Below are 10814 nucleotides of genomic sequence, written 5' to 3' on the forward strand. Positions count from 1 at the left end.
AGAACCTCACGATCACGCCGTTCGCGGGCGAGAACCGCTGGGCAGTCTCGCAGGCGGCACCCATGCGCCGGGTCCACGTCGCGGGGGACCTCGCGGTCTTCCCGTCGTCGTACGGGTGGGCGTCGGGGCGCCGTGGCGCCGGGGGCCGGGCGGCGCTCGCGCACCGGTCGGCCCCCGGCACGGGTCACGGCAGGCGGTGGTCGGCGGTGAGCGCCGCGCCGCGGTGCGGCTTGTAGAGGTCGTAGCCGCGCGAGTCGCACTGCAGGCCGCCGTTGATGCAGTGCCGCACGAGCGCGGCGAGCGTCGCGGGCTCCCACGCGTTGACGAAGTCGTAGTGCCACCGCCACGCGTCACCCATCGACATCGTGACGTCGGACAAGTCGCCGCTGACCGGCCAGAACACCTTGTACTCGAGCATCGGGACGGCCACCGGGTGCGTCGACGGGCACACGCCGCCGATCGGGTACGCCATGTGGCTGCGGTGGTCGGCCGAGTCGAGGTGCACGCCGTCCCAGCAGCTCGGCGACTGGTAGCGGATGTTGACCTGCGTCCCCGGGGGGCACCAGGCCGGCAGCGACACGTTGAACGCGCTGTCGCCGCACTCGTAGCCCTCGACGAAGCCGGGCGCGGCGCGGAACGACGCGGGCGTCGCCATCATGTCGCCCGCGACGAACCGCAGCCCGGTCGGGAACGGCACGACCTTCGTGTAGTCCTCGATCCCGGACTTGTAGTAGAACGTCTGCTCCCACGTGGACACGACCGGCTGCCCGGCGCGCAGCACGGTCGGGAACCAGTAGGCCGAGTGGTCGGCCGGGACGCGGCACGTGGTCGCGCCGCGCAGCAGCGACTCGGGCGTCGAGTACGCGTCCGTGGTGACGTTGCCCGCGAACGTGTGCAGGTGCGACGCGCCGGGGCGGCCCGGGAAGACGATCGGGTCGTCCGACGCGACGTGCGACGGCTCGCAGTTCGCCTGGAACTCGTGGTGCGACACGTAGTCGTCGGCGCGGGCCGGTGCTGCGGGGGCGACGAGCGCGGTCGCGAGTCCCGTGAGGACCGTGGCCGCGGCGGCCAGGACCGCCGTCACCCTCGTGGTGCGGTGCGTGAGGTGGCGCATGGTGGTGCTCCTTCCGTCAGGCGTAGACGCCGAGCTCGTAGAGCGAGTACCCGTAGGCGGTGCCCCGGGTGGTGCCGTGCACCCGCACGTAGCGGGCGCTGCCCGCGGCCGCGAGGGTGTCGACGTCGCCGTCGCCGTTCGTGACGGTGGTGAGCGTCGTCCAGGTGGTGCCGTCGTTCGACGTCTCGACGCGGTAGCCCTTCGCGTACGCGGACTCCCAGACGAGCTGGACGCTGCGGAAGGAGCGGACCGAGCCCAGGTCGACCTGGATCCACTCGTCGTCGGACCAGTTCGACGCCCACCGGGTGGCGTAGCTGCCGTCGGTCGCCTGTCCGGGCGTCCAGTTGCCGTTCCACGGGTCGAACGACGACGCGGTCGCGGGTCGACCGAGCGCGATGTTCGTGCCGGCGACGGCGGGCGGGACGACGCGGAACGAGCGGGTCTCGACGCCCACGTTGCCCTTGCCGTCCTCGGCGAACACGTAGACCTTCCAGACGCCCAGCTGCTGCGGCGCGGTGACACTGAACGTGCTGCCGCTGCGCGTGAACTGGGCGCCCGACAGACCGCCCGAGCCGTTGACGTACTTGCTGTTGAGCAGCACGTGGTACGTGATGGGGTCGCCGTCCGGGTCCGTCGCGGACGCGTTCACCGTGAACGTCGAGCCCGCGACGACCGACCCGCTGTTCGCGACGGTCATGCCGCTGAACGTGGGCGGCGTGTTGGTCCCGGCCGCGGCCGCGGAGCCCCCGTACGCGCGGGCGAGCGCGTAGTACGACAGCCGCCGGTTGCCACCGGGGGAGACGTTGAACCAGATACCGCCGAAGTCGCCCTCGTTGCCGTAGTGGAACATCGTCGCGCCGAGCGCGACCCCGGCGTGCGCGCGGACGCAGTCCCACGCCCGCGTGTAGCCGGCGGCGTTGTCGGCGTCCGTGCCCTGGTCGGGCACGCCGTTGGCGTCGTCGTCGACCTCCCACTCGCCGGCGGGGCCGCTCTCCGTGATCAGGTACGGCTTGTCGTAGCCGCCCGCGACCCACGTGGCCTTCGCGTCGCACACCGCGTCGTAGGCGTTGAGGCCGTAGAGGTCGAGGTCGGGCGCGCTCGCCTTGTAGTACGGCCACGCGCCGGTCCACGCGTCGGTCGACGTGACGGGGTGGTTCGGGTCGATCTGATGGATGCGCTGCGCGGCCAGGTTCACGAAGGCCGCGTACGCGTGCCGCTGCGCCTCGAGCTCCGCGCCCGAGTAGCAGTTGCCGAGACCGAGGAGCGACTCGTTGCCGACGTCCCACAGGAGCACGCCGGGGTGGTCCTTGTACGCGGTCGTCCAGGTGACGACGTCCTTCAGGGCCGCGTCCTTGTACGCCTGGTCGGTCACGTAGTTCGGGCAGCCGCCCGACCCGGGGCCGCCGCCCGGCGCGAGCCAGAAGCCGGCGACGGTGCGCATCCCCGCGGCGGCGACCGCGTCGAGCAGGACCTTCGAGCCGGCGTCCGTGCCCCACGTGCGGACCGTGTTGACGCCCAGGGCCTTGAGCCGGTCGGCGTGCTGCGCGAACTCGCCCGCGGGCGGCCCCCATGTGATGCCCTTGACGAGCCACGGCTGGCCGTTCACGAGCAGCGACCAGGAGCCTGTCGTGCCCGCGACGCGGACCTTGCCGTCGGCGGGGCCGGTCGGCGTCGGGTCGGGCGTCGGCGTCGTCGTGCCGCCACCGGCCACCTGCACGCGGACGTCCCAGAGCGAGAAGCCGTACCCCGTGGCACGGGTCTGCAGGTCGAGGCGCACGTAGCGGGCCGTGCCGGTCAGGGCCAGCCGCTGCGTCCCGCCGGTGCCGTCGGTCACCGTCGCGAGCGGCGACCACGTCGTGCCGTCCGTCGAGCCGAGGACCCGGAACGCGCGCGCGTACGCGCCCTCCCAGACGAGCTCGACGCGGCACAGCGCCCGGGCCGAGCCGAGGTCCACCTGCCACCACTGCCCGTCGGCGAACGCGCTCGACCAGCGGGTGCCCGCGTCACCGTCGACGGCGAGCCCGGCGGCCGTCCCCGCGCCCTGCTCCGACGACGACGCCGTCGCCGGGCGGCCCTGCGCGACGTCGGCGGTGCCGCACGTGCCGGTCGGGGTGGGCGTCGGCGTCGGTGTGGCCGTGGTGCCGCCCGGGGTGCCGTACACCTGCAGCTCCCACAGCGAGTACCCGTAGCCGGTCGCGCGCTTCGTGCCGACGAGCCGCACGTAGCGGCCGGTCCCGTCGACGGTGAGCGTCTCGGTGCCGCCCGCGCCGCTGGTCGTCGAGTGGACCGTGCGCCACGTCGTGCCGTCGGTCGACACCTCGAGGCGGTAGCCCGTCGCGTACGCCGACTCCCAGCGCAGCGTCACGCGCTCGACGTGCGCGCTCGTGCCGAGGTCGACGCGCAGCCACTGGTCGTCGGAGCGTGAGCTGGCCCAGCGGGTCGTGGTGCTGCCGTCGGTCGCCGCGGACGCGGGCGTGTAGTCGGCGCTCTCGACGGACGAGGCGGTCGTGGGGCGACCCTGGGAGAGCAGCGTCGGCTCCGCCTGCGCCGCGGTCGCGGGGACGAGGGTCGCGGTCACGACCACGGCGAGCGCGGCGAGCACGGTGGTGAGCAGGGGGCGGCGCTGCCGCGGTGGCGCCGTGCGGGCGCGGCCGCGCGGCCGGGCGGTGCGGGCGGGTGAGCGTGACGGGTCGTGCACGGTGCCTCCTCGGAGCGGGCGACGGCGGTGTCGCGGTCCGACCGGCTCGTCGTCGAGCCGGTGTGGTGCGGGCGGTGCGGGACCCAGGTCGTGTGGGTCCGGGACGGACGGCGGCCCGTCGAGTGGGAGAGCGCTCCATCGCGCTTCGCCGGTGGTGCGGGGGACGACGTGCTCGACGCTGCCTTCTGCATGTCGCGCTTCGTCGTGATTCCGCACGCTAGACCCGAAACGCCGCGACGCGCCAGCGTTTGCTGACTGACAAGTAAGTCAGTTTTCCGGGCGATGGATCGGCCGGAGGTGTGTCAGCACAGGAGAATTCTTGGAGAGCGCTCTCGCAGGCGGCTACGATCGGTCCATGTCCGAGCAGCGTGTCGCGGCGCGAGCGCCGACCCTGGAGGACGTCGCGCGCGCCGCCGGCGTCTCACGCGCCACGGCGTCGCGCGTCGTCAACGGCGAGCGCAACGTCGCGCCCGACCTGCGGGAACGCGTCCGGGCCGCGGTCGCCGCGACCGGCTACGTGCCCAACCTCGCCGCGCGGTCGCTCGTCACGCGCCGCACCGGGTCCGTCGCGATCGTCGTCTCGGGCGCCGACCCGCACGGTCCCGAGGGGGACCTCGCCGACGCGACGGGCACGCTCGACGTCGCCGACCCCTTCTTCGGCCGGGTCGTCGGCGGGATGCTGCGCGCGCTGCGCGCCCGGGACGTCGACCCCGTCCTCATGCTCGCCGAGTCCGACGCCGACCGGGCGCGCGTGCTGTCCGCGCTCCGCCAGGGGAACGTCGACGGCGCGCTGCTCGTCTCGACCCACGGCGACGACCCCCTGCCGCGCCTCCTCGTCGAGGGCGGCTTCCCGGCCGTGACCTTCGCCCGGCCGCCGGACCCGCTGCCGCTGAGCTTCGTCGACGTCGCGCACCGCGACGGCGCCCGGCTGGCCGCCGACCACCTCGTCGGGCGGGGCTGCCGCGACGTCGCCGCGATCTCCGGTCCCCTCGACGTGCGTGCGGCGGTCGAGCGGCTCGCGGGCTTCCAGGACGCGATGGCGCGTCACGGCCAGGCGTTCGTGCCCACCGTGGCCGGGGACTTCACGTACCACTCGGGTGTCGCCGCGACGGAGCGGCTGCTCGCCGAGGAGCCCAGGCTCGACGGCGTGTTCGCGTCGAACGACCTCATGGCGCTCGGGGCCGTCGACGCGCTGCACCGCGCGGGGCGGCGGGTGCCCGAGGACGTCGCCGTCGTGGGCTTCGACGACAGCGCCGTCGGCGCGTTCGCGCGTCCGGCCCTCACGACCGTCCGGCAGCCCATCGAGCAGATGGCCGGGGAGATGGCGCGCATCCTGCTCGACGAGCTCGCCTCGACCGACCGGCGCGTGTCGTCGGTGATCTTCGAGCCGACCCTCCGCGTCCGCGACTCCGCTTGACGCGGGCCGCGGACGTCAGGCAGGCGTCGACACCGACATGGGTGCCGCTCGGCGGCTGCGGACGGCACCCATGTCGGTATCGGACGGTCAGGGACGGCGGCGGAGGGCCGGGTCAGTCAGGGACGGCGGGGTCCAGCCCGCGTCGGCGGCGTTGAGCGTCGTGCCCGGCGGGACGATCGCGTCGATCTCGTCGAGGACGTCGGGCGACAGGCGCACGTCGAGCGCCGCGAGCGCCGCGTCGAGGTGCTCGGGCGTGCGCGGCCCGATGATCGCCGACGTCACGGCGGGGTGCTCGAGGACGAACCCGAGCGCGAGCTGCACGAGCGTCAGGCCCGCGGCCTCCGCGACCTTGGTGAGCGCGTGGACCGCGTCCGCCTTCGCCTTGTTCTCCGGCAGCGACGGGTCGTGCCGGCCGGGCTGCCGGGCGATGCGCGGTGACACGGGAGCGTCGGCACCGACGGGTCGGCCGGACAACCAGCCGCCGGCGAGCGGGCTCCACGGTAGGACGCCCAGGCCGTGCTCCAGGGCGAGCGGCAGGATCTCCCGCTCGACGCCCCGCGCGAGGATCGAGTAGGGCGGCTGCTCGGTGACCGGCCGGACCAGCCGGCGGTCGCGTGCGACCCACTGCGCCTCGACGATCTGCGAACCGAGGAACGTCGACGTGCCGACGTACCGGACCTTGCCCGCGCGGACCAGGTCGTCGAGCGCGGACAGCGTCTCCTCGACGTCCGTCCCCGGCTCGGGGCGGTGCACCTGGTAGAGGTCGACGTGGTCGGTCTGGAGCCGCCGCAGCGAGTCCTCGACCTCGCGGATGATCCAGCGGCGCGAGTTGCCGGCGTGGTTGACCTCGTCGGACAGCCGGCCGTGGACCTTGGTCGCGAGCACGACGTCGTCGCGGCGGCCCTGGAGCGCCTTGCCGACGATCGTCTCGGACTCGCCGCGCGAGTAGACGTCGGCGGTGTCGATCACGTTGATGCCGGCGTCGAGCGCGCGGCGGATGATCGCGACGGACTCGTCGTGGTCGGGGTTGCCCCACGCGCCGAAGTTCATGGCGCCGAGCGTGAGCGTGCTGACCTGCACACCGGTGCGGCCGAGCGGGCGGTACGTCGTCATGCGTGGACTCCTCGGGTGACGGGTGCCGGGGCGGGCCCGGTGGGGGCCGCGGCGGCGGTGGTCGGTGCGGCGTCTCCCGCAGTCTGCGACGGGAGTGCGGCGAGCGCCGCGCGTCGCGCCACCGTGTGGGGGTTGGCCGGGCGCTCGAGGCCGTAGTGGTCGCGGAGCGTCGTGCCGGTGTACTCCGACCGGAAGATGCCGCGGTCGACGAGGATCGGCACGACCTGGTCGACGAACTCCTCCAGCCCGGACGGCAGCACCGCGGGCATGATGTTGAACCCGTCGGCCGCGCCCCGGTCGTACCAGTCCTGGATCGCGTCGGCGACCTGCTCGGCCGTGCCGGAGAACGTCCGGTGGCCGCGCCCGCCGCCGAGCCGTCCGATGAGCTGGCGGACCGTGAGCCGCTCGCGCCGCGCGAGGTTGACGATGAGCGTGTACCGGCTCTTCGCGCCCTCGATCTCGTCCTCCGACGGGAGGTGGTCCGGCAGCTCGCGGTCGAGCGGCAGCTCCTCCGGGTCGACCCGCAGCTGCGCCGCGAGCTGCACGCGCGCGTACTCGGGGTTGATGAGCCGGTCGAGCTCGTCCTCCTTCTCGCGCGCCTCCGCCTCGGTCGCACCGATGACCGGCACGATCCCGGGCAGCACGAGCACCGTCGCGGGGTCGCGGCCCCACTCGACCGCACGGCGCTTGAGGTCCGCGTAGAACGCCTGCGCGTCCTCGAGCGTCTGCTGCGCCGTGAAGACCGCCTCGGCGTAGCGGGCCGCGAGGTCCTTGCCGTCCTCCGACGACCCGGCCTGCACGAGCAGCGGGTGCGCCTGCGGCGAGCGCGGGGTGGTCAGCGCGCCCGCGACGCGGAAGTGCTCGCCGACGTGGCCGATCGGGTGGACGCGCGACGCGTCGCCCCAGACCCCGGCCTCCTTGTCGCCGATCTCGGCGTCGTCCTCCCACGAGTCCCACAGCTTGAGCGCGACCTCGATGAACTCCGCCGCGCGCGCGTACCGGTCGGCGTGCGCGGGCTGCTCGTCGAGGCCGAAGTTGCGGGCGGCCTCGACGAACGCCGTCGTGACGATGTTCCAGCCGGCCCGGCCGTTGCTGATGTGGTCGACCGACGCGAAACGTCGGGCCAGGTTGTACGGGTCGTTGTAGGTGGTCGACGCGGTGGCGATGAGCCCGATCCGCTGCGTGACGGCCGCGATCGCCGCGAGCACCACGGTCGGCTCGAGCGTGCCCGACGGGCGGCGGCCGATGTCCCGGTGCAGCGCGGGGCCGTCGGCGAAGAAGATCGAGTCGAGCTTGCCGCGCTCCGCCGTCTGCGCCAGCCGCTGCAGGTAGGCGATGTTCGTCGAGACGTACGACGGGTCGCTCTCCGGCAGCCGCCACGACGCCTCGTGGTGGCCGGTGCTCATGAGGAACGCGTTGAGGTGCAGGTGGCCTTCGCGGTGGGTCGTCATCGGGTGCTCCTCGGGTCGGCGACGGGATGGGTGGGGGTGAGGGTGCCCAGGGCGCCGAGGGCGCCGAGCAGCAGGGCGCGGAGCGCGGCGAACCGCGGGTCGGCCGGGTCGCGCGGGCCGTCGTCGAGCGCGACCGGCACGTCGAGCGCGATACGGCCCTCGTCGAGCACGACGACCCGCTCGGCCAGCACGATCGCCTCGTCGACGTCGTGCGTGACCAGCAGCACCGCCGGGCGGTGCCGCGCGCACAGGTCGCGCAGCAGCCCGTGCATCCGTAGGCGCGTGAGCGCGTCCAGCGCGCCGAACGGCTCGTCGGCCAGCAGGAGCTGCGGCTCCCGGACGAGCGAGCGCGCGAGCGACACGCGCTGCTGCTCGCCGCCCGACAGCTCGGTCGGCCACGCGCGCTCGCGGCCGGCCAGGCCGACCTCCGCGAGGCGCTCCCGGCCCAGCGCACGCGCCTGCGGCCCGCGCAGGCCGAGCGTCACGTTGTCGAGCACGCGCGCCCACGGCAGCAGGCGCGAGTCCTGGAAGACGACGGACACGCGCTCGGGGACCGCGACCGTGCCCGTGCCGTGCACGTCGTGGTCGAGTCCGGCCAGCGCGCGCAGCAGCGTCGACTTGCCCGAGCCGCTGCGGCCGAGGATCGCGACGAACTCGCCCGGCGCGATCGTGAGGTCGAGGTCGCGCAGGACGCGGCCGTCGCCCTCGGCCAGGCCGTACGCGCGGTCGAGGTGGCGGACCACGACGGACCCGTCGGTCGTCGTGGTGCGCTCGTCGGCGAGCGCGCCGTGCGCGGGCGGCGGGACCGCCGAGCGCTCGGGCGTGCGGCCGTCGGCGTGCGCGGGTGCGGCCGGACCGGCGGGCGCCGGTGTGCCGTCGGCGTGCGCGGGCGCGTGCTCGGAGGCGTCGGGCGGAGCCGGGATGCCGGGTGCGCGGGTCAGTCCGCGAGCGTGCGTCGCCATGCGAGCGCCCTCCTCTGCACGAGGCGGACGAGCGCGTCGGAGCCGAAGCCGAGGACGCCGTACAGGACGAGGCCGACGACGATGATCTCGGTCTGCCCGTAGGTGCGCGCGAGCTCCATCATGTAGCCGATCCCCGCCGTGCCGTTGATCTGCTCGACGACGACGAGCGACAGCCACGCGCCGGTCACGGCGAACCGCAGACCCAGCAGGAAACCCGGCAGCGCGCCCGGCAGGACGACGCGGCGCACGAACTGCCAGCGCGACAGTCCGACGGTCTCGGCGAGCTCGACGTACCGCGCGTCGATGGTTCGCAGGCCGTTGTGCGTGTGGATGTACACGGGCACGAAGACGCCGAGCAGGATCGTGACGACCTTCATCGTCTCGCCGATGCCGAGCCACAGGATGAGCAGCGGCAGGAGCGCGAGGCTCGGGATGGCCCGCTTGACCTGCACGGGCCCGTCGATGAGCGCCTCCCCGACGCGGGTGAGGCCGGACACGAGCGCGAGCAGGGTCCCGAGGACGATGCCGAGGAGCAGACCCAGCAGCGCGCGCTGCGCGGACACCGCGAGGTTCTCCTGCAGGCGGCCCGACTCGATGAGCTCGCCCGCGGTCGTGACGACCGTCCATGGTGCGGAGAGCGTGCGCTGGTCGATGAACCCGGTCGCGCTGCCGAGGGCCCAGAACGCGACGAGCGCGAGCAGGCCGAGCGCGGCGCCGCCGGGGATGCTGCGGCCGGGTCCGAGGCGGCGGGTGGCGCGGCGACGGGTCGTCGCCGCGCGGCTGAGCGCGCGCGGTGACGCGAGCGCCCGGGGTGCGGTGAGCGTCGTCATCAGCTGCTCGCCCCCGCCCGGTACTCCTCGACGGCCTCCGCGATGACCGGCGCGAACCGCTGGTCCCACAGGTCGGGGGCGTCGAGCGGGTCGTTCCCCGTGGCTTCGGCGAGCAGGTCGATGGTCTCCTGGTGGCGCTCGATCGCCTCGGACCAGTCGGTGGGGATGTCAGGCGTGCCGGCGTGCTCGACGAGGTAGCGGCCGTCCTCCTCGGACAGCCCCTGGTCCTCGACGTAGTAGCCCTGCACCCACGCGTCGGGGTGGTCCTCGACCCAGAGCTTCGCCTGCGCCCACAGCCGGACGTACGCGCGCAGCGCGGCGGCCTTGGCGGGGTCGTCGATCGTCGACGTCGGGGCGTAGAGCACGCTCGGGTCGTCGCGCAGGCCGTGGCTGACGGTGTGCGCGCCGTCCTTGCCGTACTGGTCGACGTACCGCGCGACCTGCACGCCGCCGATGGGCGCGATGTCGACCTCGCCCGCGGCGAGCGCGGTCGGGTAGACGTCGCCCGTGCTGGGCAGCTCGACGAGCTCGACGTCGTCGAGGCCGAGGCCCGCCTCCTGCAGCGCGCGCAGCACGATGACGCCCTGCGCCTGGCCCGGGCTGTACGCGATGCGGTGGCCCTCGAAGTCCTCGAGCGAGTCGACGCCCTCGACGCCGGGCGCGACGCCGAACTCGTAGATGGGGAAGTCCTCCCAGTCCTCGCGGTACGACGCGGCGACGATCCGCACGTCGAGGCCGGTCCAGGTCGCGTGGATCGGCGGGATGTCGGCGACCGCGCCGACGTCGAGCGATCCCGCGCGGAACGCCTCGGTCGTCGCCGGCCCGCCGGACACGTTCACCCACTCGATCTCGAAGTCCAGGTCGGCGTCGAGGTCGTCGCCGGCGATCTCGACCGCCTTCTGCGTCGTGGGGTCGCCGATGACGAGGGTCGTGCCCGCGGGGATCTCGGTCGGCAGGTCGCCGGACGCGGTGGTCGGGTCGTCGCCCGCCGTCCGGGCGCTCGCGCCGGAGCATGCGGCGAGCGCACCGGCCAGGGCGGCGGCGAGGACCCCGGCGGCGAGCCGGGGTCGTGCAGCGGCGAGCGCCGCGGTGCGGGGAGCCGGACGGGTCCGGCGGGTACGGGTGGACATGCGTGTGCCTCTCGACGGCAGGAGGGATCGCGCCGCGGCCCCCTGCGGGCGTGCGGCGGTCGGTGCTGGTGGTGCGCGGGGGAGGGGAGCCCTCGGGGA

The 10814-nt window shown here is 74.4% G+C and carries 8 protein-coding genes and 1 pseudogene; 2 read left to right on the plus strand and 7 right to left on the minus strand.

Features of this window, described 5'->3' with window-relative positions; genetic code table 11:
* Window positions 1–236: pseudogene (locus OMK64_RS19050) on the plus strand (hypothetical protein); the annotation flags it as partial.
* Here OMK64_RS19050 and OMK64_RS19055 read toward each other — a convergent pair.
* Window positions 185–1114: a DUF1996 domain-containing protein gene (locus OMK64_RS19055; RefSeq protein WP_272729933.1), complete on the minus strand. Its 930-nt coding sequence runs from the start codon at window positions 1112–1114 to the stop codon at window positions 185–187. The pseudogene OMK64_RS19050 and the gene OMK64_RS19055 sit on opposite strands and share 52 nt — an antisense overlap.
* Before the next feature lie 16 nt (window positions 1115–1130).
* The gene (locus tag OMK64_RS19060; RefSeq protein ID WP_272729934.1) at window positions 1131–3812 is read right to left on the minus strand and encodes a discoidin domain-containing protein; all 2682 of its coding nucleotides are present in this window, start codon (window positions 3810–3812) and stop codon (window positions 1131–1133) included.
* Window positions 3813–4167: 355 nt separating this feature from the next.
* Between OMK64_RS19060 and OMK64_RS19065 the strand changes: the two genes are divergently transcribed.
* The gene (locus tag OMK64_RS19065) at window positions 4168–5229 is read left to right on the plus strand and encodes a LacI family DNA-binding transcriptional regulator (RefSeq protein ID WP_272729935.1); all 1062 of its coding nucleotides are present in this window, start codon (window positions 4168–4170) and stop codon (window positions 5227–5229) included.
* 87 nt (window positions 5230–5316) lie between these two features.
* On the opposite strand, the gene OMK64_RS19070 is transcribed toward OMK64_RS19065, so the two are convergent.
* Genes OMK64_RS19070 through OMK64_RS19090 form a run of 5 tightly spaced genes read right to left on the minus strand, consistent with a single transcriptional unit; the run spans window position 5317 to window position 10715 of the window.
* Entirely contained in the window at window positions 5317–6342 is a 1026-nt protein-coding gene (locus tag OMK64_RS19070) for an aldo/keto reductase (RefSeq protein WP_272729936.1), read from the minus strand.
* Window positions 6339–7793: an LLM class flavin-dependent oxidoreductase gene (locus OMK64_RS19075; RefSeq protein ID WP_272729937.1), complete on the minus strand. Its 1455-nt coding sequence runs from the start codon at window positions 7791–7793 to the stop codon at window positions 6339–6341. Before OMK64_RS19075 ends, OMK64_RS19070 begins: the two co-directional genes overlap by 4 nt.
* A complete protein-coding gene (locus tag OMK64_RS19080; RefSeq protein WP_272729938.1) occupies window positions 7790–8755 on the minus strand; it encodes an ABC transporter ATP-binding protein in 966 nt (321 codons plus the stop codon). Before OMK64_RS19080 ends, OMK64_RS19075 begins: the two co-directional genes overlap by 4 nt.
* A complete protein-coding gene (locus tag OMK64_RS19085; RefSeq protein ID WP_272729939.1) occupies window positions 8731–9585 on the minus strand; it encodes an ABC transporter permease in 855 nt (284 codons plus the stop codon). The genes OMK64_RS19080 and OMK64_RS19085 overlap by 25 nt, the downstream gene beginning before the upstream one ends.
* Window positions 9585–10715, minus strand: coding sequence for an ABC transporter substrate-binding protein (locus OMK64_RS19090; RefSeq protein WP_272729940.1), 1131 nt, complete (start codon window positions 10713–10715; stop codon window positions 9585–9587). Before OMK64_RS19090 ends, OMK64_RS19085 begins: the two co-directional genes overlap by 1 nt.
* Between the last annotated feature and the right edge of the window lie 99 nt (window positions 10716–10814).

Source organism: Cellulomonas fimi, from assembly GCF_028527925.1.
GTDB lineage: Bacteria > Actinomycetota > Actinomycetes > Actinomycetales > Cellulomonadaceae > Cellulomonas > Cellulomonas fimi_C.

What these genes read in the sequence shown, in the direction of transcription:
- OMK64_RS19055 (WP_272729933.1), bottom strand. Translation starts at nt 1,114, where the DNA reads ATGCGCCACCTCACGCACCGCACCACGAGGGTGACGGCGGTCCTGGCC.
- OMK64_RS19065 (WP_272729935.1), top strand. Translation starts at nt 4,168, where the DNA reads ATGTCCGAGCAGCGTGTCGCGGCGCGAGCGCCGACCCTGGAGGACGTC.
- OMK64_RS19070 (WP_272729936.1), bottom strand. Translation starts at nt 6,342, where the DNA reads ATGACGACGTACCGCCCGCTCGGCCGCACCGGTGTGCAGGTCAGCACG.
- OMK64_RS19075 (WP_272729937.1), bottom strand. Translation starts at nt 7,793, where the DNA reads ATGACGACCCACCGCGAAGGCCACCTGCACCTCAACGCGTTCCTCATG.
- OMK64_RS19080 (WP_272729938.1), bottom strand. Translation starts at nt 8,755, where the DNA reads ATGGCGACGCACGCTCGCGGACTGACCCGCGCACCCGGCATCCCGGCT.
- OMK64_RS19085 (WP_272729939.1), bottom strand. Translation starts at nt 9,585, where the DNA reads ATGACGACGCTCACCGCACCCCGGGCGCTCGCGTCACCGCGCGCGCTC.
- OMK64_RS19090 (WP_272729940.1), bottom strand. Translation starts at nt 10,715, where the DNA reads ATGTCCACCCGTACCCGCCGGACCCGTCCGGCTCCCCGCACCGCGGCG.